22 protein-coding genes are annotated in these 25,139 nt (G+C 38.5%); 7 read left to right on the top strand and 15 right to left on the bottom strand.

The window, feature by feature from the left end:
• Positions 1 to 50 precede the first annotated feature (50 nt).
• The 13 genes from EHQ59_RS14125 to EHQ59_RS14070 form a co-directional block, all read right to left on the bottom strand.
• The gene (locus tag EHQ59_RS14125; protein ID WP_279638187.1) at positions 51 to 689 is read right to left on the bottom strand and encodes a polymorphic toxin-type HINT domain-containing protein; all 639 of its coding nucleotides are present in this window, start codon (positions 687 to 689) and stop codon (positions 51 to 53) included.
• On the bottom strand, positions 686 to 874 hold the full coding sequence (locus EHQ59_RS18010; protein ID WP_425270153.1) for a hypothetical protein: 189 nt from the start codon (positions 872 to 874) through the stop codon (positions 686 to 688). The genes EHQ59_RS14125 and EHQ59_RS18010 overlap by 4 nt, the downstream gene beginning before the upstream one ends.
• A 388-nt stretch (positions 875 to 1,262) precedes the next feature.
• On the bottom strand, positions 1,263 to 2,006 hold the full coding sequence (locus tag EHQ59_RS14120) for a methylenetetrahydrofolate reductase (protein WP_135620293.1): 744 nt from the start codon (positions 2,004 to 2,006) through the stop codon (positions 1,263 to 1,265).
• Positions 2,007 to 2,063: 57 nt separating this feature from the next.
• The gene (locus EHQ59_RS14115) at positions 2,064 to 2,879 is read right to left on the bottom strand and encodes an arylamine N-acetyltransferase family protein (RefSeq protein ID WP_135620292.1); all 816 of its coding nucleotides are present in this window, start codon (positions 2,877 to 2,879) and stop codon (positions 2,064 to 2,066) included.
• Between the two features lie 22 nt (positions 2,880 to 2,901).
• On the bottom strand, positions 2,902 to 3,240 hold the full coding sequence (locus EHQ59_RS14110) for a hypothetical protein (protein ID WP_135620291.1): 339 nt from the start codon (positions 3,238 to 3,240) through the stop codon (positions 2,902 to 2,904).
• Positions 3,241 to 3,281: 41 nt separating this feature from the next.
• A complete protein-coding gene (locus EHQ59_RS14105; RefSeq protein ID WP_135620290.1) occupies positions 3,282 to 3,668 on the bottom strand; it encodes a hypothetical protein in 387 nt (128 codons plus the stop codon).
• Between the two features lie 71 nt (positions 3,669 to 3,739).
• Complete coding sequence (gene metH / locus EHQ59_RS14100; RefSeq protein ID WP_135620289.1) at positions 3,740 to 7,456, bottom strand: methionine synthase; 3,717 nt, start codon at positions 7,454 to 7,456, stop codon at positions 3,740 to 3,742.
• Positions 7,457 to 7,534: 78 nt separating this feature from the next.
• Entirely contained in the window at positions 7,535 to 7,834 is a 300-nt protein-coding gene (locus tag EHQ59_RS14095; protein ID WP_002980754.1) for a ferredoxin family protein, read from the bottom strand.
• A gap of 48 nt (positions 7,835 to 7,882) precedes the next feature.
• Positions 7,883 to 9,202, bottom strand: coding sequence for an adenosylhomocysteinase (ahcY, locus tag EHQ59_RS14090; RefSeq protein ID WP_135620288.1), 1,320 nt, complete (start codon positions 9,200 to 9,202; stop codon positions 7,883 to 7,885).
• Positions 9,203 to 9,211: 9 nt separating this feature from the next.
• Positions 9,212 to 10,174, bottom strand: a complete 963-nt coding sequence (locus EHQ59_RS14085; protein ID WP_135620287.1) for an ArsR/SmtB family transcription factor — start codon at positions 10,172 to 10,174, stop codon at positions 9,212 to 9,214.
• Positions 10,175 to 10,271: 97 nt separating this feature from the next.
• On the bottom strand, positions 10,272 to 12,812 hold the full coding sequence (locus EHQ59_RS14080) for a methyl-accepting chemotaxis protein (RefSeq protein ID WP_135620286.1): 2,541 nt from the start codon (positions 12,810 to 12,812) through the stop codon (positions 10,272 to 10,274).
• A gap of 74 nt (positions 12,813 to 12,886) precedes the next feature.
• Complete coding sequence (locus EHQ59_RS14075; RefSeq protein WP_135620285.1) at positions 12,887 to 14,014, bottom strand: Lsa36 family surface (lipo)protein; 1,128 nt, start codon at positions 14,012 to 14,014, stop codon at positions 12,887 to 12,889.
• A gap of 53 nt (positions 14,015 to 14,067) precedes the next feature.
• Positions 14,068 to 14,988, bottom strand: a complete 921-nt coding sequence (locus EHQ59_RS14070; protein WP_135620284.1) for a DMT family transporter — start codon at positions 14,986 to 14,988, stop codon at positions 14,068 to 14,070.
• Between the two features lie 44 nt (positions 14,989 to 15,032).
• Here EHQ59_RS14070 and EHQ59_RS14065 point away from each other — a divergent pair, with 44 nt between their 5' ends.
• Complete coding sequence (locus tag EHQ59_RS14065) at positions 15,033 to 15,308, top strand: hypothetical protein (protein ID WP_135620283.1); 276 nt, start codon at positions 15,033 to 15,035, stop codon at positions 15,306 to 15,308.
• Between the two features lie 38 nt (positions 15,309 to 15,346).
• Here the strand turns inward: EHQ59_RS14065 and EHQ59_RS14060 are convergent, their stop codons facing one another.
• Positions 15,347 to 15,625, bottom strand: a complete 279-nt coding sequence (locus EHQ59_RS14060) for a TIGR04454 family lipoprotein (RefSeq protein WP_135620282.1) — start codon at positions 15,623 to 15,625, stop codon at positions 15,347 to 15,349.
• A 65-nt stretch (positions 15,626 to 15,690) separates the two neighbouring features.
• Between EHQ59_RS14060 and EHQ59_RS14055 the strand changes: the two genes are divergently transcribed.
• The 6 genes from EHQ59_RS14055 (at position 15,691) to EHQ59_RS14035 (ending at position 23,286) form a co-directional block, all read left to right on the top strand.
• The gene (locus EHQ59_RS14055; RefSeq protein WP_135620281.1) at positions 15,691 to 16,047 is read left to right on the top strand and encodes a VOC family protein; all 357 of its coding nucleotides are present in this window, start codon (positions 15,691 to 15,693) and stop codon (positions 16,045 to 16,047) included.
• 53 nt (positions 16,048 to 16,100) lie between these two features.
• Positions 16,101 to 18,161: a methyl-accepting chemotaxis protein gene (locus tag EHQ59_RS14050; RefSeq protein ID WP_135620280.1), complete on the top strand. Its 2,061-nt coding sequence runs from the start codon at positions 16,101 to 16,103 to the stop codon at positions 18,159 to 18,161.
• A 191-nt stretch (positions 18,162 to 18,352) separates the two neighbouring features.
• Entirely contained in the window at positions 18,353 to 19,669 is a 1,317-nt protein-coding gene (locus EHQ59_RS17875; RefSeq protein WP_244245549.1) for a methyl-accepting chemotaxis protein, read from the top strand.
• Between the two features lie 9 nt (positions 19,670 to 19,678).
• Positions 19,679 to 20,260: a methyl-accepting chemotaxis protein gene (locus tag EHQ59_RS17870; protein WP_279638185.1), complete on the top strand. Its 582-nt coding sequence runs from the start codon at positions 19,679 to 19,681 to the stop codon at positions 20,258 to 20,260.
• A 285-nt stretch (positions 20,261 to 20,545) separates the two neighbouring features.
• A complete protein-coding gene (locus EHQ59_RS14040; protein ID WP_135620279.1) occupies positions 20,546 to 22,327 on the top strand; it encodes a M61 family metallopeptidase in 1,782 nt (593 codons plus the stop codon).
• Positions 22,327 to 23,286 (top strand): magnesium transporter CorA family protein, encoded by a 960-nt coding sequence (locus tag EHQ59_RS14035; protein ID WP_135620278.1) that lies wholly within the window; start codon positions 22,327 to 22,329, stop codon positions 23,284 to 23,286. The genes EHQ59_RS14040 and EHQ59_RS14035 overlap by 1 nt, the downstream gene beginning before the upstream one ends.
• A 39-nt stretch (positions 23,287 to 23,325) precedes the next feature.
• On the opposite strand, the gene EHQ59_RS14030 is transcribed toward EHQ59_RS14035, so the two are convergent.
• Positions 23,326 to 25,137 carry a hypothetical protein gene (locus EHQ59_RS14030; protein ID WP_135620277.1) on the bottom strand — a complete coding sequence of 604 codons (1,812 nt, stop codon included), beginning with the start codon at positions 25,135 to 25,137 and terminating at the stop codon, positions 23,326 to 23,328.
• Between the last annotated feature and the right edge of the window lie 2 nt (positions 25,138 to 25,139).

Here is a 25,139-nt window from a genome sequence, read left to right as displayed (position 1 = left end):
GAAAGTATTAAATTGGATCTTGTGGCTTAGCTTATTTTTTGATTACAAAATTACCTTTTTCGCTGAACTAGGACAATATCTTCAACCCCAGGTTTTATCGTTAATATACTACCGTTATCTAAATAATAAGTCAAAGGTTTATCCATATTTTTTGTATTTATATGTTCATGGCCATTTTTATCAATATATTGGCCAAACTCTTCGAGTTCGCCCTTAGGGCTGGACATTACTCCATTTTCAAGTTCATATCCAAAAGCTTTATCTAACTTCTTGAATATTTGTGGTGCATTTTTATCAAATGATTCAAAAGAAAACTCACTAAATTTGGACATCATGTTTAATGAAAAGAATCCATTTTCCTGGATATCAATTTTTTTTCTAATAGCTAGAGCTTTTTCTCGTCTTTCTTTTCTTTCCTTTTGTAATTCGTTTAATCTTAAAATCTCGTCTGACTCATATTCACCTTTATTTACAAAATTTTTTATTTTTTCCAAGTAATCCGCATTATGCACCCAAACCCCGACTTCCCCAACGAAGTAGGTATGATACTCATCCACCTCAAAGTTATAAACGGTCTCTGCCCGCTCATCAATGGTTATGTCGGTTACAACGAGTTCTTGTCCGTTAGCACCAAGAGCCACATCACCAGGATGTAAGTCTTTAGCTTCCACCCAAGTTGTGTTTTCTATTGTAAAGGTTTCTCCCGTAGCATCTTGCTTTTTAACACGGAAGGGGTGGTTTCGAGTACAGTTCCGTCGGCAAAGGATACTTTGTAAATTGCATCCGTTTGGCGGATGAAAGTAGTCAACACCTTGCGGTAAGAAACTTCGCCTGTTTCCTCGGATTTAGAAAGAACCACATCCCCAACTTGGATGTCTTCGATAGACGTTCAGTATCCCCCACTCCTGCCAGCGTCCCATCCGGGTCCGACTGGCGAGCGAAAGAAAATCCATGGCCACGATTCCGTCGGAGACACTTCACTTGGGAAGATTTGTGTTCGTAAATTTAATCTAAATTATTTGGATTTTATTTTCTGTAGATACGAAAGCTTTGTTTTGATCTAAAAGATGGAGGGGAAATTATGGTGGATGTTAATTGCAATACGCATAACATTAAAAAGGCGGACAATAATAGAATTTCAGATAGCTGCCTGAAATCGATTGGCTTTGCGAAATTCGTTTATCATCCCTGCTCTACCCACTATCTGTATTGCAATTAGCCCCCCGCCTCGCCTAATCGAAGGATAGACAATTTTAATTACCTCAATCAAAGATCCGACGCAAATACTCTTCGAGATGGATACGGATTGGCATCAGATAGGTATTCATTCCATTCTTGGAACAAAATGTGATTACTTCTTTTGCAAACTTCACATTCCAATCGATAGTCGGCACAAAATCCTTTGGGAAATACGCTCTATTCCTAGACTCCCAATAACTTTGAGATTTTTCAGTGACAACGGGACTAACACCGATATACACTTCCATCCCTTTCAGTTTTTCAGTGAATATATCAACCAACCTCATATCAAAAAAAGGTTGAGTCAAAAATCCATCGGCGCCTACATCCTTTTTCATTTCTATATAATCAAACTCGTCTTTGATCCCAACACGATACTGATCAACAGCTGCATATACTTTTAAATGATGAATTTCTTTTTTAAGTTTTTTGATAAATTTAATGGATGTTGTGGGATAAACTCGTTTTGACATATCCGTTGGCGGGTCACCTTTGATTACAACAACAGAAGAAATTTGTGATTGTTTTAATGTATCGATGATTTCTTCACAATGATCTAAATCAAAATCGATGGCACGTAGGTGAGGAATCACGTTAGGATAAATTGGTTGTATCAATGAAGCAACAGACCAACTCCTATTTTCAAAACGAAGTAAATCAGGAATATTAATGCCAGAAATTTGACTAAAATTCTTTTTTACAAAATTGACTTCCTGTAAAATCACAGGAATCTCACGAGGCACTACTTCTAATAAAATTTTGTTCAATTGCGTTTCCTTATGATTGAAGATGGGAATTGGAAATCATAAAGACGATCAACTTAGTCACTTCCACTGCAAACCAGGAGTCAAAAACTCAGTGTCAGGTGGAAGCGTAAGATTAAATTTTTCTTTCAGAATTTGAATCAATTCTTTCGGAGATTTTACTTCAGTTTTAATGGCTAAGCCATAACGATCTCTTTCCGAAAATTCTCGATTCACAAGAGTGAACCTCTTGCCATCATCTCCTGCCATCGCAACAATCAAGCGATCTTTAAAATGTGATTTAGGATGGGAGCTCGTGTACCAATTGGCAAGCTCCCGATCAATTTCTGGCATTTCCTCTAATGTAAACTCACAAACATCGGTCCAACCAGATGCATATAAAACTTGGTGGAAATATCGATTCTTTTCGAATACGATTCGCCTGGTCTCATGATTTGTTTTTTGTTCCAAATTTTCAATGAGTTGGATGGCAGATGTGAGTGATACACCACCAACGCCTACATCCGTTAACCATGAATTTCCAGCAATTTCGACTCTTAAGAAAACATGCGTGCGCGGTGGAATGAAATCCCGTGGTTTTTCCAATCTAACTCGAGCGCTAATGGGCGTTACTTGGAACCCCAATAATTTCAAAACATACAATAGCAGTCCATTTTGCTCAAAACAATAACCGCCACGTTTTTGGATGACTAATTTTTCAAATACTGCATCCACGTTAATATTTATTTTTTTACCTAACAAAATGTCCAAATTTTCAAATGGTATCGTCCGAACATGAGCAGAAGTAATACCATTTAGTACATCTAACGAAGGATTATGTGAACCTTTATATCCAATACGATCCATATACGCATCTAATATTTGAGTATGATCCAAAACTAAATTCCTTATTTCTTGATTAGATTTGATGGTTTCTTTTATTGATCATTCTCACTGTGATGGCAAGGAGGATGAGTATTGATACAATTTGTATCCCTGTCATCCCTGACCATTCGGTTTGTGATTCAAAATCCCTGTCAGAAGCAGAATCCATCGAAAAGATTCTTACATAACTCGAAGAGATAGTTAAAAATTCGCACCCAAATTCCAAAAGAGCATAATAAGCAATCAATTGATAAAAAAGATTAAATTTAATCCTCTCTTTAATTTTAGGAATCGATACACACCCAAGAAAAGTTAGGATTGACCCTGCGCTATGGAAGAGTACATTTATAAAATCAAATTCAAAATTGATCATATCAGTTTTTAATACCCTAGGTGATGAAAATTTAAGGTCTATTAAAATTTCCCTATATACCGCTTCCAAGACAAATCCACATCCATCTTGGAAATATTCTCTTTTTTACGTGAGATGCGAAATTCATGATTTCGGTAGATGGGTATAGCATCTTTGTTAGATGCATCTACGGAATCTTGTGTTTCAAGAGAAGGTGATAAAGAAGGAAAAGGTTCTCCTTGTTCTTTCCAAACAATCAACGTTTCTTCTGTAGGACAACTCACTTCTCCACAACTTACTTCTAGGATTTCTAATTCTGCATCCTTAGGAATGTTTGTGTAAATAGAAAGCCATTCGGCAAGCTTAGAGTGAAAGGGAAATCCTGTGGTAAGATTTCCATTCCCCACCAATTTCCAACCATGGTTATGTGATGATCTAGAAACGATCATATTGACTCCTTCCTCTCCACTAGAAAACCACAAATCATCGATCCTAATGTAACGATGATTTGTTTGTCGTCTTAACCTTTAGACTTCCTAGATGGATCATAATTCAGAATGGGAGACAACCAACGTTCGACTTCCGATTTTTCCATTTCCTTCATTTTAGCATACGGTTCCACTTGGTCTTCGTTGATTTTTCCAATGGCAAAATAACGTGCCTCTGGGTGAGAAAAATAATACCCACTCACACTACTAGCAGGCCACATCGCACAGGACTCAGTGAGTTTGATGCCTGCGTTTTTTTCTACATCCAATAGTTTCCAAATTTTGCGTTTCTCCGTATGGTCTGGGCAAGCTGGATATCCAGGAGCTGGTCGAATCCCTCGGTATTTTTCACGGATCAAATCTTCAGTCGTTAGATTTTCGTCTTTTCCAAAACCCCATTCTTCACGCATTTTATGGTGCATGTATTCAGCGAAAGCTTCTGCAAAACGATCAGCTAAAGCTTTCACTAAAATTGAATTGTAGTCATCATGTTTGACTTCATATGTTTTGGCTAACTCTTCAATTCCATGACCTGCAGTGACGGCAAAATAACCAATATAGTCATTTTTGTTTTTCTCTTTTGGAGCAATAAAATCCGCCAAACTATAATTAGGTTGATTTGACATCTTAGTAGTTTGTTGGCGTAACATTGGATAATACCCAAGAGACTTTTGTTTGGTTTCGTCTTCAAAAATTTCTACCATCTCCCCATGAGAGACTGCAGGGAACATACCAACAACTGCTCTCGGTTTCAGGTTAGGATTTTCCAACATTTCTTTTAAGATACTTTGTGCATCATTGTACAAAGATGTGGCTTCTTTTCCAATCACTGGATCTTTTAGAATTTGAGGGAAACGACCCTTTAATTCCCAAGCCAAAAAGAATGGAGACCAATCCACGAACGGAAGTAGATCATTTAAAGTAACATTATCAAATACTTTTACGCCAGTAAAACTTGGTTTAGGTGGAGTATAGGAATCCCAATCTGTTGTGAATTTGTTTTGGATCGCTTCTGCAATTGGTAAAATATTTCGTTCACTTTCTCTAGAATAAAACTCTTCGCGAATCCGAGCTTGTTCTTCTGAAACGGATTTGACGTATTCTTTTGTCGTTTGTGGATTTAAAACACTATTCATCACATTCACGACGCGAGACGCATCCATCACATGTAAAACAGGTTGTGAGTATTGTTCGGCAATTTTGACAGCGGTGTGTGCAGGAGAAGTGGTCGCACCACCAATGAGAAGTGGAACCTTAAACTCTAAACGTTCCATCTCCTTCGCTACATAGACCATTTCGTCAAGGGAAGGTGTGATAAGACCGGAAAGTCCAATGGCAGCTACATTTTCTTTTTTGGCAGTTTCCAAAATTTTTTCACAAGGAACCATCACTCCAAGATCAATCACCTCATAATTGTTACATGCAAGAACTACGCCTACGATATTTTTTCCAATATCATGCACATCACCTTTTACAGTTGCAATGAGGAATTTCGCTTGTTTACTTTCGTCTTTTTGATTTCGTTTTTCCTCTTCCATAAATGGCATGAGGTAAGCGACTGCCTTTTTCATCACCCGCGCACTTTTCACCACTTGAGGTAAAAACATTTTCCCTGCTCCAAAGAGTTCCCCTACCACTTTCATTCCGTTCATGAGAGGGCCTTCGATGACATCAAGAGGTTTTGCTAAACTTTTCCTTGCTTCTTCCGTATCTTGAGTTACAAATTCATCGATCCCTTTCACAAGAGCATGAGTGAGCCTTTCTTCAACCGTTCCACTGCGCCATACATCATCCTTTTTTTGTACTTTTGCTTCACCATGGAAACTACCAGCAGCGTCTATCAAACGTTCTGTGGCATCTGGTCTCCGATTGAGTAATACATCTTCGACTAACTCAAGTAAGTCTTTCGGAATCTGTTCGTATACTTCTAACATCCCTGCATTGACAATGGCCATATCCATTCCAGCTTGGATGGCATGGTATAAAAAGGCAGAGTGCATTGCTTCCCTAACTGGGTTATTGCCTCGAAAGGAAAAGGAAATATTACTGAGTCCACCTGATACTTTCGCACCTGGGCAAACTTTTTTGATCTCACGTGTCGCTTCAATAAAATCGACAGCATAATTATTGTGTTCTTCAATCCCAGTTGCAACGGTCAAGATGTTCGGATCAAAGATAATGTCTGTTGGTTCAAAATCCAGTTTTGAAACCAATAAATCATAAGCACGTTTACAAATTCTGACTTTGTCATCTTTTGTTGCCGCCTGCCCTTGTTCGTCGAACGCCATCACAATCGCTGCGGCCCCAAATCTTTGGATGGTGCGAGCATGATTTAAAAATACTTCTTCCCCTTCTTTGAGGGAAATGGAATTTACAATTGGTTTTCCTTGGATACATTTAAGTCCCGCAAGTAACACCGACCATTTTGAGGAATCAACCATAAACGGAACTCGGGCGATGTCCGGTTCCCCAGCGATTAAATTCAAAAACTTTGTCATCGAAGCTTCCCCATCGAGAAGCGCCTCATCAAAGTTAATGTCGATGATATTGGCACCAGCTTGTACTTGTTGTAAGGCAACTTGCACAGCTTCTTCAAAATTTCCATCTAAGATGAGTTTTTTGAACTTTGGTGATCCTGTGACGTTGTTTCTTTCTCCAACGTTGATGAATCCTTGGTCTTTTGTGAGTTTGAGTGGTTCGAGTCCTGCAAATGTACTGAGTTTTGGTTGTTCTTTTAAAGCACGAGGTTTAATTGAACTAACTGCTTCTTTGGCAGCGCGGATGTGAGCAGGTGTGGTTCCGCAACATCCACCCACAATATTTAAGAAACCTGCTTCAGCGAAATTTTTCATCCATCCACCAAACTCTTCTGGTGTTTGGTCATACCCACCAAACGCGTTTGGAAGGCCCGCATTCGGATAACAAGAAACATAACAGTCCGCGACACGAGAAATTTCCTCAATATAAGGACGCATCTCCCCTGCACCGAGGGCACAGTTAATGCCGACAGCAAGTGGTTTTGCGTGTTTGATCGAAATGTAAAATGCTTCTCCCGTTTGTCCGGAAAGAGTTCGCCCGGAGGCATCTGTAATAGTAACAGATAAGATAACAGGAATACGAATCTTTCGTTCTTCAAATACCTTTTCAATGGCAAAAATACATGCCTTGAGATTCAAAGTATCAATATTGGTTTCTGGTAATAATAAATCCACACCACCATCAAGTAGTGCCGAAACTTGTTCATAGAAACAATCCACTAACTCATCAAAGGTGATAGCACGAAATGCAGGGTTATTTACATCTGGCGAAAGGGAAGCTGTTTTGACAGTGGGCCCAATCGAACCTGCAATGAAAACATCTGTTTTACCAGTTTTGACTTTAAACTTTTCTACAGCATTTTTCGCACACTGAACGGCTGCAAGGTTTAAGTCTCTTACCGCTGATTCCATTTTGTAGTCTGCTTGTGAGACAATATTAGAACTAAAGGTATTGGTTTCGATAATATCGGCACCAGCTTCCAAATACTCTAAATGGACAGATTCTATAATGTCGGGCCTAGTGATCGCGAGAACATCATTATTGCCCTTGATAGACAATGGCCAATCCTTAAACCTGTCGCCACGGAAATCATCTTCTTCTAAGGAATGCCTTTGGATCATAGTCCCCATGGCACCATCTAAAACTAAGATTTTTTCCGAGAGTAACTTTAAGAGGGTTTTGGAAGAAGGATTGGTATATTCAAATTTCATAATATTTCTGTATATAATTAGGTCAGTAGATTAAAATAAAAGTGGGTGTTTACTAACGTAATCCACCCACAAGGTTCGTTATTTACTCGGGTCGGAACATTTTGCACCTTTGAGGGGTGGTTTTGTTGTTACGATTACCGGGAATTTATTTGCTTCTTTTGCATTCACTTCAATTGACGGTTTGTGTTTTTCTGGAACATCATAGTCCGGAAAAATTGCATCAATCGGACACTCGTATTGGCATGCATTACAATCAATACAAGTATCTGGATCGATGTACAAAGTGTCCGGAGCTTCGTGAAAAGCTTCCACTGGACAAACTGCAGCACAACTCGTGTATTTACAATCAACGCAAATTTCAGTTACAACATACGCCATAAGAAACTCCCAACGCCCTTTTCAGATTCACCAAAAAGGGCAATATTTTTAGTAGCGGTAGTGGTCCGGTTTGTAAGGACCTTCCAAAGGAACACTGATGTAATCAGCTTGTTTTTGAGTGAGTTTTGTTAAACGAACACCCAACTGCTCCAAATGAAGTGCAGCTACCTTTTCATCCAAGTGTTTTGGAAGGCGATACACACCCAACTCATATTTCGTAGTATAGAGTTCAATTTGTGCCAAAACTTGGTTTGTGAAGGAACTAGACATTACAAAGGATGGGTGACCTGTTGCGCAACCTAAGTTCACAAGACGACCTTCAGCAAGAACGATGATGGATTTACCATCTGGGAAAGTGTATTTGTCTACTTGAGGTTTGATTTCTTTTTTAGTCACACCTTTCTCAGAATTCAAACGTGACATTTGAATCTCAGTATCAAAGTGACCAATGTTACAAAGGATCGCACCGTCTTTCATCGCTTTCATGTGTTCAAGAGTTATGATATCATCATTTCCAGTTGCTGTCACAACGATGTCTGCATTTTCAATTACGTCTTCCACACGAAGCACTTGGTATCCTTCCATCACAGCTTGGAGTGCACAAATTGGATCGATTTCAGTTACGATCACACGTGCTCCAAAGTTACGAAGGGATGCTGCAGATCCTTTTCCTACGTCTCCGTATCCACAAACGAGAGCTACTTTTCCAGCAAGCATCACATCAGTGGCACGTTTGATTCCATCAGCAAGTGACTCACGGCAACCATAAAGGTTATCAAACTTTGATTTTGTAACAGAGTCGTTTACATTGATTGCAGGGATTTTCAAAGTTCCTGCTTTTAATTTTTTATGAAGTGCAATCACACCTGTAGTTGTTTCTTCAGAAACACCTTTGATGTCTGCAAGAAGTTGTGGATATTTTTCATGGATGAAGTGTGTGAGATCATGTCCATCATCTAGGATCATGTTTGGACCTTTGCCACCATCAAAAAATAGTGTTTGTTCAATACACCACCAGTATTCTTCTTCTGTTTCGCCTTTCCAAGCAAATACAGGAATTCCTGCTTTTGCAATTGCGGCTGCTGCATGGTCTTGTGTTGAAAAAATGTTACAAGAGGACCAACGGATGTCAGCACCTAATGCAGCCAAGGTTTCAATTAAAACCGCTGTTTGAATAGTCATGTGAAGAGATCCGCAAATTCTTGCACCTTTGAGTGGCTTAGAAGTTCCGAATTCTTTACGAAGAGCCATTAGACCTGGCATTTCTTTTTCTGCCAAAATGATTTCTTCTCTTCCCCATTCTGCAAGAGAGATATCCTTCACTTTGTATGGCAATCGTTCCGATTTTGTTTCAGTTGCTGTGGACATTTTGTTTCCTTATTCCTTTGTTGCTTTGATTGTTAAAATTTTAAAACTAGATTCTGTTTGGATTTCTCCAATGGATTCGACTTTGAATCCTGCATTTGATAACCAGGATTCAAACAATTCCGTTTCAAACCCAAGCCATAAATCCGCAAAATTATCTCTCATGTATTCCGCATTGTGTTTTTCTAAATCCACAATACACAAAACTCCACCTGGTTTTAATACACGTGCAATTTCTTCGAGTACTGTAGGTGGATGTGAAATATGATGCATGACCATAGATGCAACGACCGCATCACAGGAATTAGATGAAAGTGGCAAATGTTCCATTGGTGTTTGGATGAGACTCACACTTGGATTCTTTGCAAAATGAATCGATGCATTTTCGATCATACGAGACGAGTTATCTACACCCGTTACATGTTTTGCTTTATTGAGTAAAAATGGGATGAGACCTCCTGGTCCACAACCCAAGTCTAAAATATTTTCGCAAAGGGGAAGTTCTTGTAAAATCCAAGAACGATAGAGTTTGGGATGTAAGGTCTCTTCTTGTAATTTTTCCCAACTCTCAGCCACTCCATCAAAGAAGGACTTCGATTTTTTTTCACGAGCTTCTAAGATTTGGTGAACCATTTTTTGGTCTTTTTCTCTAGAAGGGAGATCTTCTTTATAAGATAACAACAATTTGGTGAGCTCTATTGGAAATTTTAAAGTGTTACTCTCTTCATCTGGTAAAAAACTATATACCAAACTTCCTTCTCGCCTGGAACCGATGAGACCTGCTTCAATTAAGATTTTTAAATGGCGAGAGATACGAGACTGTCCCATACCTAAGATTTCTACGATTTCATTCACAGAAAAAGCCCCGAAACTTAGAATGTGGAGGATACGAATCCTGGTTTCATCCGAGATCGCTTTGGTCGCGGCGAGTAAAAACGAAGATTTGCGGTTTGTGAGGAGTGTTTCCGTTACCATGACCTAGATATCTAGATATCAAGAAATCTTGATATCTAGATATAGGCAAGCGAATTTTCGCTAGAAAGGAGAAATTCCAGTCCTTCCTTGGCTTGATCTAGGAGATTTTGAAGAAATTGATCTTCCTTTTTAGGGTTTCCGCTAAGTTCGCAATCCCATTGGCAGTGGCGGTCATCTCTTCGAGTCCTGCAGCCGTCCCTTGAGTTAGGTCGTTGATGCTAAAAATCGCCTGAGCCACTTCACCAATCGCATTCTTTTGTTCTTCCATGGAGAGCCTGATGGCTTGGCTGATTTGATTCACTTTATCCACTTCTTCTCCCACCTTCTCGTTGATGATGAGTTGTTCCTTCGTGCTCTTTTCAATGGTGTCTGTCATCTCATCAAAAGAACTCACTCCTTTGATGATTCGTTGGATGAGGGAAATGGTGGTTTCGATGGTTTCTCTACCACTTTCAATTTCCTTTTCGTTGGCTTGGATAAGTTCTCCAATGTCGTTGATAGAGATGGCTGTTTTTTCAGCTAGTTTTCCAATTTCATCAGCAACAACCGCAAACCCACGACCATAAACACCTGCCCGTGCTGCTTCGATTGCAGCATTTAACGCAAGTAAGTTGATCTGTTCTGAGATATTATTGATGATTTCGATCACACTTCCAATTTCTTCCGAACTATTACTAATTTTAGAAATGGAATTTCGCATCGAATCGAGTGAAGCCTGACCAAGTTTTGCTTCTTCGGAAATTTGGTTCACATCTTGGGAAGCCTTCCCTACTTGTTTTCCAGTCGCTTCTATGAGTTTCGAAAGTTCAGACATTTTTCCTTTCAAAAAATCAACTTTGCGGAACTGGTCTTCTGCTTGGGCATCCACATTTTGCACAGCGGCAGAAATCTCTTCAATGGAAGCGGAAATTTCTTCAGCCGATGCGGCTTGTGTTTGTGCATTGGAAGACAACATATTAAGAGAAGCTGACATTTGTTCAGCGGAAGAAGCTAAATCTTCAGAAAAAGCTTGGTTTGATCCGACTACCTCTATAATCTGTTTGAGTGTAGCATTTAAACCACGAGATAAACGGGCAAATTCATCAGAAGATTCCAATCTAACCTTAGTTCGCAAATCTCCCACTTCGACATTTTGTAAAACTTTGCCGATTGTTTTCATTGGTTGGAATCTTTCTGAGAACAACATATAAATCGCAAAAGCAATCACAACCGAACCAATCAAACTAATCACTGTGAGACCACGCAGTGAAGACAAACTTTCTACTTCAATTTCCTTTAAATCAATGGTAGAAAAAAATTGAATGCCGTATTTAGAACTAATTTTTCTTCTGAGTAAAAAAGTAGAACCTTCCCAAGGATTCCGAAATGAATCTGTTTCGCCTGCATTCATCGCAAGTCTTTCAAATTCAGAACCTTTAAAACTATTCATTAAATATTTAGGATTCGGATGGTATACCATTGTGGATTCTCGATCGAGTAAAAACGAATACCCGGTGGAACCAATTTTTACATTCTTTAGAAAAGACTCCATCGCCTTCCCAACCAAAAATGGCATCCCTACGAGTCCCACTACCTTTCCATTTGCATTTTTCACAGGTGTCGTGATCATGATCACAATCTGACCAGTGAAAGGTGACTTAACAGCAATACCAACGTGAGGTTTTCCCTCTTTGGATGCTTTAATGTTTTCCAAAACTTCTGGATTTGCCTCTAATTTATATCCAACACTTGCTCCCCCCGGAAGACCTGAAGCAGCAATGGGAGTTCCTTCATCAAAGGATGCGATAAAACTATTCTCTAATAATAATTGTGAATCATTAAATACTTTTTCTAAAGCAGGCACTGCTAACTTGAAATTTCTAGTTTCTAATGCTTGTTTAACGGAAGGCAAAGAAGCAACATCATTTAAAGTGTTTTCCACAGCTTCAAAATAAACATTGATCCCGGCTTCGTTACTTTGGTTAAAGTTGTATAATTGGTTAGAAAAAGCTTTTTCTAGTGCTTTTGCATTTACATTGAAGGAATAAATCAAAAGGAAAATAGAAAGTACCATCACCATAAAAGAAAACATCACAGGTACAGTATTCTTTAAATTGCGATAGTATGGTTTGATGCGGTCTTGGATATCCGATTGGAAGATTTCATCATCCAGGACAATATGAGAGGCTTTTTCTAAAAATACAAAGGAGATAATTACATTGAGAAGAGCCGTAAGGATCAAACTCATTAAGATATAAAATCCATCTGATTTACTTGTTTCTGGTAAATAGAGGACGGGAAGAAGCACAATGGGAATCGCAAGTGTCCACTGGGAAGCACCAACGATGGCGCCATTCACTGGCATTTTGGCAATGGTGTCCCAAACTCGAGTATAAGTTTCTGCATTTTTTTCGGATTGGGATTCGAGTTCGAGCAGTCCCTCTTTTACGACTTTCAGTCGTTTGGGAAATACAAAACTTGGAAGTAGTAAACTAATGAGTGCCGCAAGGATGGCACCACCCAAAAAGGTTTTGATTTGGGTAGGACTGAGATCTACATAAAATAAAATAAGTGAGACCCCGATGGGTACAACCACTCCAAAGGAAAACACTTGGGAAGCCATAAAGAAGGCGCGTGAATAACGTTTGTACAAATTCATTGATACTTAGACCTTGACTGAGTATCAATCTGGCTTGCGGTACGGCAAGGTTTTATGGATTTCCCCGATGTTTTCTAAAAAGAGAGTTTGAGTCCTAGGTTTGCTGAATACAAATCCTTCCCGCCATACAACCCTTCCGCAATCACCTTGACCATAAATAGATCGAGTTCCAAACCAACGATTCCATAGCCAATGCCACGTTTAGAATGGGATTCCCCACTGGCACGAAATCCAAGTGTTGCATTCGGATTCTGCGCTAGTAATTCTTTGTCGAGAGCCGCTTGGTATTCCCTTGGGATCTCCAAAGGCAGAGAGTCATTGGCAGAAACAATAAATGGCCCACGTCTGGAAAGTGTGGCGGAGTTACTTCCGGAATTCCAACTGTACCCACCCCCGAGGATGAGGTTTGCTACCCAAAACAGTCCCACTCCTGTTCGTAAATCGACATTGGTCGTTTGCACCTTGGTATTGAAGAGAAAATTCGTATCTCCACCCCATTTCCCTTTGACACCTTGGAATTCAATTTGAGCCGCTTTTCCTTCCAGATAACTCAAACTTAAATTTTGTTCCATCACATGATGACCCACACCAATATTGAGTCCGTTCCATGTGATTAAGTTCATGAGGAACCCTTCTTTTTCTACGAGTTGGTATCGTAACATTCCACCATACGAGCGTACGGTGAGTCTTCCCTCATAATTCCTGTTATTCGATGCTGACTGCAATTGGTTTTGTGTAACAGCCACATTCATTCCATGTAAAAATATTCCAAATCGACGAAGGAAACTTCCATCATCTGTTCCCAGTAACCAACTTGGATTGATGTCTAAATGGATGGAAGGGATTGCTGCCGCACCCACATTGGGAAGTTTTGGGTATTTGATGAGATCATCTTGGATTTGAATATCGTCTTTTTTATATCCAGCGGCGGATGCACTCACACCCACTTGGATGCGGCGAACCGTTCCTGTTCCAATATTCCCAGTTCCCACATTTGCTAAAAATCCAGCTTCCAAATTGGTTTTTAAAACTTCGTTTAAGTAACCAGTTTCAAATTTTTTTAAGGAAGCATTCCCTGTTTCTGTAAGGGATGATGGTAAAAAACTACAAGCAGATCCTTCACATGTAAATTGGGCAGACAATTCGTTTTGTGCAATTGACACCGACAAAATAATGGAAAGGAAAACAATTTTTAGTTTCATAAAGTCCTTTGATTCTCTACTTAGAATCAACAATTGGAAAGCGATTTTCTCTCTTAAACAGAAACTTCTTTCGGTTTTTTTCTCGTACTAATCCAAAAAACACCAGTCAAAACAAACAAAGTTCCAATACTATGTAGGATTGTAATTGGTTCCTCTAATAACCAATATGCCAAAAATAAAGTCGACATGGGTCCAACAGAGCCAACGATTGCAGCGGTTTTACTGCCTACTCGTTTGATCCCTTCTGAAACAAACACCGCGGGCACAACGGTATTCACTGTTCCCATCACAAATGCCAATAGATAAAACGACATCGGTTGGATGAGTTCCTGATAGGTTCCAAATATCAAAAAATGTAGAAATACAACTATTGAAGATATGATGAGTGCCCAAGCCGTAAATCTTTTGGCACCTAACTTAGGTATGATGGACCCACTCCCCATAAGGTAAATCGCATACGTCAATGCTGAGAGTAAAATAAAAAATGCGCCAAGGCTTACATCCTTTGGAGATCCTAATTGCACATCTTGTCCATAAGCTAAAAAAACACCAGTATAGGTCAGGATCAGAGAAAAGACTTCACGCACATGGATTTTCTTTTTCAAAAAGAAAAAGGATAATAACACAACTAAAGTAGGATAAATGAATAAGATGATTCGTTCGAGGCCAGCACTGATGTATTTAAGTCCTAAAAAGTCAAACAAACTGGCGAGGTAATACCCTACCACCCCCATGAGAAGAACATTCCAATAGTCTTTTTTGGTTAAGATTGTTTTTTCAGAATTTTTTTCTGCTGACCAGGCCATCCAAACTAAAAATGGGAAGGCAAATAACATTCTAAAAAACAAGGAACCGATCGGTGAGATTTCATAACGATAAGTTAACTTGACAACTACGGCTTTGGCGCTAAATAATAACGCTCCAATGAGAACAAAGGCCACCCCTTTCCATTCTACTTGCGTATTTTCTTTCACAAATCCATCCTGGAAATCCGCAAAAATCCCGATAGTTTAATTGAATGTTTCGTTATTTGGTTTTTTCTATTTTTCTTTTGGGCAGTTTGTCCATTTTTCCCGAACCAAAGGATGAAATTTCGAAACCATTTTTACGAGTGTTCCCCGCCTTCAGGCCAGAGGAATGTGAAGACTGGGCCATTTTACCTTTTGTATGCAAGCGGTGTATTTGGGAAGGGAAACGGTATGCGCAGGAGATTCGATTTTTTGAAGATGGACCATATCGGTCTCACGGTTGTTATACGGACAAAACTGGATTTGAAAATTTAGAGGGAAAATAAGGAACCGGGAATCGAAATTCCCGGAACTAAAAAAAGATTTATTTTTTTACACAGCCGATAACGCCAGCGATTCCTGGTGCATTTTTTAAACAGTTTGGATCAAATTTTCCTTCCATACATTGGTCGATCATTTTTTGTTTGCCTTGTTGTAAACCTGCAAGAACAGGAGCTGCTGCTGGGTTCTTTTTTGCTTCTTCTTCAATTTGAGAGAAAGAACTTGCGAGAGCAGATTCACACTCTTCTTGGGTATAAACTTTGGATTTACAATTCGCCAAAACGAGCCCGAGAGCGAGTGCAAGGATAAGAGATTTTTTCATGAAAAACTCCGATAGATAGATTTCATGATAGCTTCTATTTAATAAAGGGATTTGAAAACAAAAAAATGATCCACCATATTGCCATTGGAACACCTCATCCTACCCAATTAGCTGCGTTTTACCGCACTCTTCCTGGTGCCCAACTGATTCGAGAGTTTTATTATGAATCGGGAGCTCTTCGTTCTGTGTGGATCCAATTTGATTCGATTCTTTTGATGTTGGAAGAAGGAGAAAGGTTGGCACCAAAAAACCTCGTATTCTCCCTAAACTCGAGCAATCTTCCACTATGGAAAGATTGGATAAAGACCATTCCGATCACCCATCATACCGATTTTACAATTTATTTCCAAGATCCTGATGGGAATGGTCTTGGACTTAGCTCGTATCCCGAAAAACTTCCCTTTTCCATAGAAATGAGTTGAGAAAACAAAACAGATAGATATGGTATCACTCACGAAAAGGGATTTTTTCACGGATGAACATCAAACAAAAGTTAGCTCTTCGATCATCACTCATCACATTATTTTCTTTAGGAGTGATCTTAACACTTATCTCTTATGTCATATATAAAAATGCAAAGGAAGATGCCTTAGAAAAAATTTCCATTTTGGCTGATAAAATTTCTCTCAACGTAGGGACATATTTATCCGCACCACTGAACGAAGCTTATTTACTCAAACAAATTCTCCAAGAACCAAATCTCCTCGACCGTGAAAAAGTGTTTAAAACTCTCACGATCATGTCCAAGTCCAATGATTCTATTTTAGGAACTTATGTTGTCTTTGAACCCAACGCATTTGATGGTAGAGATGGAAGTTTCCGAAATACAAAGTACCATGATGCATCAGGAAGGTTCATTCCCTATGCAGTGAAATCCAATGGCAAAATCATCATTGAACCCGTGGTAGGTTATGATTTACCTGAATCTGATTTTTACCAATTACCCAAAAAAAACAAAAAAGTAGAACTCATCCCACCTTTCGATTATAAGGTGGATGGAGTGGATGTCACAATGATTTCCCTTGTGTATCCGATAATCCAAAACCAAAAGTTCATTGGGATTGCTGGAGCGGACCTTTCCTTAACCACCATTCGTTCGTATTTACAAAATTTAAAAATTTTAGATGGAAGTGTTAAAATCACACTCGTGGCAAGTAATGGATATGTTTTGTTTAATGGCCTAAACCCAGATTCAAAACAAATCCAATGGGATGATAACGAAGACAAATTTGTGAACCTTGCCATGTCTTCCAATGAAAAACAAAGTTATACGGATTCCCAATACTTTCATGTGAGTCTTCCCATCCGCTTGGTGGAAAATACGGCTCCTTGGACCCTTCGTATCTCCTATCCCCAAGAAAAAATCACAAACGAAATCCAATCTATTTTTTGGATTGCTTTGGGACTTGGAGTCATGGGAATCTTATTTTCTTCTTTTGCGAATATCCTCATCTTTCGCAGGTTAGTTGATCGTAGACTACAAAACCTCATCTCTTTTACCAAAGAAGCAGCGAGTGGAAACCTTTCCAAAGAAATCGACGATACACAAAAAGATGAAATTGGAAATTTGGTGGAAGCTATCATTGCCATGATCACCAATATCCGTCACATTTTGGCCGTGGCACAATCTTCTGGAAATGAACTAAGAGAAAGTTCTCAATTTATGGAGAACACCATCATTGAACTTTCCGATTTAGCACAAAGCCAAGCTGCCTCTTCGGAAGAAGCAAGTGCCACGGTTGAGGAATTAAATGCATCTTCTGAAACCATCAATGCCAATGTGGAACAGGCGGTTTCCAATTCCAAATCCATCCACTCTTCCTTACTTGCGATTCAAAATTTGGTGCAAAACATTACAAACGAAGTAGAAAACTTTGGTCAAATTGCCAAAGGTGCCAATGTAAAAGCGGAAGCAGGAAGAACCATGGCAAGTCTCACTTCAAAGGCCATCGAAGAAATCCAAGAAAAATCAGTTTCCATCACCGAATTCTCCGATGTGATTTCCAATATTTCTGAAAAAACAAGTTTACTTGCGTTAAACGCCGCCATTGAAGCAGCAAGAGCTGGTGAATCGGGAAGAGGATTTGCAGTTGTTGCCGAAGAGATTTCAAAACTAGCAGCACAAGCAGCAAGTTCCGTCTCACAAATCAATACGTTATCGGAAGAAGCATTGGAATCCATTCAAAACGGTGGTACCCAAGTTGCCAAACTCATTGCACTGTTACAAGAAATCATCCAAGAAGTATCAGTGATCTTTGAAAAAGCAAATGACATCGTTCCTCTCATCCAAGATCAAAAAACAAGAACTGATATCATTTATGAGGAAATTGAAGAGATCACGTCTCTTGTAGAATCCATCCAACAATCAACCGAGGAACAAAAAAGAGCTACATCAGAATTGTCAAATATGACAATCAATATCTCAAATGGTTCTCAAGTTTTATCAGAACAATCGGAAACCATGTCTGGCAACTCCCTTCGTATGACAGGGATTAGTGCCAAGATTTCTGAAATTTTACAAAAATTCAACCTGTAGGGATAGACCATATGTCCATTAAAAAGTAAATTATTTATGTATCACTCGCCGTAATTTCTTTTATCATCGCAGGTATACTGATCATTTTGTCTATGGTGGTTAGGTCTACCCTCCTCCATAATTTAGGAGAAGATACAGAATACATTTCCTCTAGAATCATCAGTGATATTTCGAATACCCTTACATCACCGATGAATAAAACCTATTCCTTTCGCAAATCCTTTGAAGTAGGAACCTTACGATCTAGACCCGAATCAATTCAATATTTAAAAAATTTGCTGAAGGAGAAAGACATTACCTATGCTACCTATTGTGCGTTTGAACCCAATGCTTTTGATGGCAATGATGCCGCCTATCGTAATGCGCCGATACATGATGGGACTGGAAGGTTTATTCCTTATATCTTTCGTGATGGAGAAAAACTTTCTGCAGAACCTCTCAAAGACATAGATGACCCAATCAAAGGGGAATTTTACCAAAAACCCAAAGCTACGTTGAAAACAAGTATCACTTCCCCTTTTATTTATAAGGCGGGAAAATCTGACATCTTTCTTGTTTCGATCATGGAGCCAATCCTGAAAAACGGTAAATTCATTGGGATCTCTGGAATTGATATTAGTCTAACAACGATTAAAACCTATTTAGACACACTTAAATTTGCCGATGGTGAGGGCAAAATCACACTGATCTCTGACAACCATTTGGTATTATATGACGGATTCACTCACCTATCCCAAGGATTGGATTTTCGTTCCGCGGCCGATCCTCATTTCTATGAAAAACTCAAACAAAAAGACAAATCCTTATATGAATTTGATGGTTACTTCCATGTTGCAGTTCCCATCACCATCATCGAAGGAAATGATCCTTGGTTTGCAAGGATCTCCATTCCCAAATCCCAGATCCAATCCACTTTGAATTCAATCATTCTGATTACAATTGGGCTTGGGATTTTAGGAGTATCTTTGTCCATTTTATCGGTTTACTTTAGTTTCCAAAGACTCGTGGACCGAAGGATCCAATCCATCAATCGTTCCACTGAAAAAGTGGCCTCAGGTGACTTACGACAACTCATTCCCATTGATCAAACAGATGAATTGGGTAGCATCATGGTTTCCTTAAACAAAATGATCGAACATTTAAGGAAACTCATCCGAATTGCGCAAAAGTCCTCGGGGAAAATCAGTGAAACAACGGACAAAATGCAAAAAACCATTGTGGAACTCACCGACTTAGCACAAAACCAAGCAGCTTCTTCCGAAGAGGCAAGTGCCACAGTTGAAGAGTTAAATGCATCTTCAGAAACCATTCATAGTAATGTATTGAGTGCAGTAGAAAATACAGAGACCATTCATCAATCGTTAGGCGACATCCAAAATTTGATGAAAAAAATATTAGAAAAAGTAAGTACATTTGGAGAAATTTCAGTTCGCGCCAATCAAAACGCCGAAGAAGGACGTTCCATGGCAAAAGAAACATCTCTTGCCATTAGGGAAATCCAAGAATAATCCAAAACCATCACTGCTTTTTCCAATGTGATCTCTGATATCGCAAAAAGAACCGGTTTACTCGCGTTAAATGCTGCTATCGAAGCGGCAAGAGCAGGAGAATCGGGAAAAGGATTTGCGATCGTCGCAGAAGAAATTACGAAATTGGCAAGCCAATCAGCGGAGTCTGTTTCCCAAATTAATACCTTGTCCCAAGAAGCATTGGATTCGATTGAACGAGGGAACCAACAAGTAGAACGTTTGGTGGAAGTTTTGAAAAAAATTACGGATGAAGTTTCACTTATCTTTTTATCATCCAATGAAATTGGGCCGCTTATTGAAGACCAAAGTTCTCGCACGGAAAGTATTTATACAGAAGTGGTAGAAATCACGGAACAAGTAAAATCCATCCAACTATCAACGGAAGAACAACAACGAGCCACAAACGAATTGGCAAACATGACCATCAATATCTCCAATGGTTCCCAAGTTTTGAGTGACCAATCCTCTTCCATGGCAGAAAATGCAGAACGGCTTGGACAAGTGATCAATACTTTGGATGAACTTTTAAATACGTTTCGAATCGAAAAGGATTTAGAAAAAGAGGATTAGAAAGAACAGAGGATTTAAAAGAAGTACTTTCCAAGCGACTGCATAACGCCCGAAGGAGACCACCCATTCGGAACTTGGAAAGACTGTGTCTGGTCGGTTTTGCAACAAAGCTGTAGGCGTTATTGCCCAGCCACCTCGCGGGTCAAAAATCTTTTGTTGTAACAACTACTATCCAAATGGACCACCTCCTTTGCTCATACCTTAGCTAAACCTTTTCTAGTACTCTTCAGATTTTCAGTCAAGAAAACATTTGCGTAAATCTAAAATAAAACAAGATAGTGTACTATGGGAAAAGAGTTAGAAGAAAAAACTATATCCGTGGCAGAGGAGTCTAAGGAAACACTTCAGATCCATTTTGAAGTTTCTATTTTTGACTTATTCAAACACTATTACCAAGTCCGATTAGTCGTTGAAACCAACCGCAGTGAAATTTCTTTTTGCCTTCCGAGTTGGACTCCTGGATCATACATGATTCGTGATTATGCGACCCACCTTCATAAATTTAATGTCTGTAATGCGCTAACAAAAGAATCCATCCCATGGGAAATGGTGGATTTACACCGTTGGAAATTAACCAATCTTCCAAAGAAATTTGAAATCAGTTACATCATCTATGCCTTCGAAGATTTCACAGTGCGAACCAATTATTTGGAAACAGAATTTGGATTCATCAACCCTCCTGCTCTCTTTTTATATCCTGAAGGCAATTTAGAGATTCCAAGTACCATTCAATTCCAAGTAGCCGATCATTTCCCAAATGTGTATTCTAGTTTACCAAGAGAAGAATCGAATCCTCATCAGTTTTATGCAAAAAACTTTGATGAACTGTTTGATTCCCCCTTTCATCTCAGCAAAAAAAATAGTGTATTTTTTACAGCGGGGGACACCAAACATGAATTACTCGTAGAAGGAGATGTATCCTTTGATTTTATCACCAAATTAGCAAACGACTTACAAAAAATTACAGAAACCCAAATCCAATGGATGATGGAAAGTCCAAGTTTGTATTATCTATTTGTTCTCAATTTAAGTTTACCAGCGTATGGTGGACTAGAACATAGAGCATCCAGCATCAATTATTTTAATCCAGATCTCATCCATGATGAGGAAGAATACAAACGTTTATTGGAACTTTTATCTCACGAGTATTTCCATTTATGGAATATCAAACGTATTCGACCCATTGCTCTCGGGCCTTTTGATTACCAAAAACCAAATTTAACAAAGGAACTTTGGATCGCAGAAGGATTTACGAGTTTTTACGATGCATACTTTTTATACCATTCTGGCTTTTTAACTTTAGATGAATATTTAAACAAACTACAATCGGATATTTTTTCATTAGAAGACAATGAAGCAGATTTTTGGATGAGTTTGGAAGAGTCTTCCTTTACCGCTTGGACAAAGTATTACAAACGAAATGGCAACAGCCACAATATTACGGTTTCTTACTATACAAAAGGTGGAGTTCTCGCCTTGTGTATGAATCTATTTTTATTAAAAGAATCAAAAGAGAAAAAAACAATTCGTCATGTATTTCATAAACTGAATGAAGTTTTTGTAAAAGAAAAGAGCAGAGGTTTCACCAAACAGGAATTCTTTGATGTCGTTGAAGAAGTGACAGGTGTCAATTTAAAGTTAGAATTTAATGATTACCTGGAAAATCCAAAACCAATTCCTGTGGATGATTATTTAGATATCATAGGGATCCAAAGGGTTCAAACTGACTTAGTGGGTGATACTGGATTTAAAACCAAAGAAAAAAATGGAAATCTATTTATCCAAAAAATCCAACACAAATCCAATGGAAATTCCTTTGATCTGATGTTAGACGATGAAATTTTGGCCATCAACGGGAAACGGGCAAACCTTTCTCTTCTGCAAAAATTAGAAAAAAATCTAAGGCCTGGGGAGAAATTCCATCTCATTCTTTCTAGAGCTGGAAAAATCAAAGAAATTATGATCACTGCCTCAGGTGTTTATAAAACAAAAAAATTGTTACTGGCCGAAGATTGTCCATTAGAGAAAAAAGAGTTGAGAGAGTATTTTTTAAGGAACATTGTTTAATGCCTGCACTATTTAATTATATCCTGACACCTAGTACAAAAGAAGAAGTATTACTCGACACTCCCCTTCCTTTATCTCACAAACATCCTAAACATTGGATCAACATCACAGCGGAAAACGAAGAAAAACTTACGTTCTTATTTCAAAAACACAATATCCACCAACTAACAATAGAAGACATTTTAAACCCAAACAGTAGGATTAAATTAGAAAAATTTCCAAATTATATCTTTTTTATCTTTCGGGGATTTCATTTTGAACGAAACCAACTCACTCAAAAGAATTTTAACTTTATTTTAACACCAAACCAAATCATCTCACTTACGTTAGATTACAGAGATAGCATTGGAGCCATCATTGATGACTGGAAAACAAATAACAAAATTTTAGCAAAAGGTTATGAATTTATCGTTCATAAAATTTTGGATATTGAAACAGACCACACTTTGGCAATCACACAAAAAATCGAAGAACGTATTGAACATTTTGAAGACCAAATTTTTAGTAACGCAAAATCTTTGGACATTAGCAATGTTTATAGCTTAAGATCCAGTTTGTTATCGATCAAAAAAGGGATGTTACAAAACAAAGAAGTTCTAGAAGACTTGGAAAAAATCAAAAATAGTTTTTTTAGTGATGAAGCAGATGCTTTTTTTCGCGACGTGAGAGACCATTCCATCCGCATTTTGGAACTTGTGGATAGTAATATCGAATCTATCTCTTCCGCTTTAGAAGCTCATATTGCAATCTCTACAAGAAAAACTAATGAAATCATGAAGATCCTCACCATCATGACTGCCATCATGTTACCCATGTCACTTGTTGCTGGGATTTATGGAATGAATTTTCGGCATATGCCTACCTTAGAATGGGAATATGGATTTGCCTCGGCCATTAGTGCGATGGGGCTTCTCGGCTTTTTGATGTTAGTTTATTTTCGAATCAAACGTTGGTACTAAGTTGGTTTCGAAAAACAAAAATAGAGACGAATCAAAACATCAAAGCAAATTTCGCATCTGAACCAAAAGTTCGGGGTCTTCTTTGGGAGGATCTACTTCACCACGAATCCATTGATTGAGTAAATCTTTCAGTCGTTTATTTAGAGAATCAAACTCAGGTGAATTCGGAAATAAAATGATAGAATGTGGTTTAATGGACTTACCTGTTGTGGATAAAAAGGCAAAATCAGGGATCATTTTTTCCAAGGTTTCTGCTGAAAATGCAGGATAATTCATTCCCAACCAATCCACGGACGGTAAACAATTTTTAGTAAAATACGCATCAGTAAGAGCAGAGACAAGTGCCTTTTTCAATTGTTGTTTTTTCTCTTTTTCAAGACGTTCTTCTCTTTCTCTCAGTTTTTTCTTAAAAAAGTTTTCCCTACGTTTTTGGTATAAAAACTGCCGATCCATTTGTAAAAATGTCAAAATAGATTTTGCCTTCGCATAACCTGAATTAACTATCGGTGTGATCCCCAGAAAATAAAACAATTTATAAAACCATGGGATATAATTGAAATACACTGCTTGTAAGTTTTTACCATAGGTTTTAACAAACTCATCATCTTTGAAGATAGGTTTGAGTTCTTTTTCATTGAGTTCCAAAATAGCTTTTAAGTATAATATATGTTCGGTGGTAAATCGATAGTTTTGATAAATCAAAGTATTGATTTCTTTGATATTGTTTTGGTTATTATTGACAAAAACTGCAATTTTTGAATCGGCATCATGCCATTCTGCAGATAACACCTTTGGGTTTTTGCGGAGTAAATCAACAATCACCAAGTTGTGTTCATCATCCTTTTCTAAATTGATTCGAAGTAACCTAGAATCAAAGTCAAATTGGCTATCCAACATTTTCATGTATACTTTGAGTAACCGATCCACTTCTTTCTTTTTTTCTACTTCTGCAAATTTGGCTGCGATTTCCGTAACTTTTTTTAAGTTATGAATGAAGGCATAAAAACCATGTTCTTTCAGAGTTTCTTTAAAACCGTAAAGTGTTTCTACTTTGGCACGAATGATTTCGATTTCATTGATTTCGACATCACCGGAACCAGGAGAAAACAATCGATCCAGAGCTAGCCTGATCTCGGAATCAAAGGCTTTGGCAAGTGGTTCCACCTTTGTCATCAAATACTCGTTAGCAATATTTAGAAAATTGGCAGCTTCTGATTCTGGTAAAAAATAAAATCCAATATGAGGTAAAACGATTACCTTTGTTTCGGAAGCAAGTTCATCGAGGATCAGACCTCGTGAGCGAGTTAACATTTCTTTTGATGGTTGCAGTGGGAATTGTTTTGGATCAAGCAATCGATCCAATTCATCTCCAGGGCCATCTTCTTTATAATCAATTTCCGCCAATTGATTTAAAACGGTTCGCCAAGTCTCTTCTGTTAGGATGCGTTTGTTTTGGATGTATTGATAGAGATGTTCCGTAGAGCGACCGATTAACAATTTATACGGTTCTTCCAGAGGCATACCACCAGGCAATCCAACTAAAAACGTCACAAGGCGTAATTCCCCAACATCTGCATCGTATTTGATTTCAAACAGTTGTGTCGCAAGACCGTAGTCAATGAGTTCCCACATCTGATCAAGAGCCGTTTCTCGATCCATTTTGAGTTTTTCAAAATTGGAATCTGTTGGCCGAAAGAGATGACCTGCTTCAATGTTTTCTCTGGAACTTTGTGCTTCAACAGTCTTCATGATGGATAGGGCTTCTTTTTGTAAGATGATTCCAGAAGACCTGCCCAAATTTTCTTTGGTGGTGAGTTGTAAAAAATGATCGTGAGGAGGTGATATTCTCATAA

This window comes from Leptospira kemamanensis, assembly GCF_004769665.1.
Classification (GTDB): Bacteria; Spirochaetota; Leptospiria; order Leptospirales; family Leptospiraceae; genus Leptospira_A; species Leptospira_A kemamanensis.
This window is presented reverse-complemented; position numbering and strand designations above follow the sequence as displayed.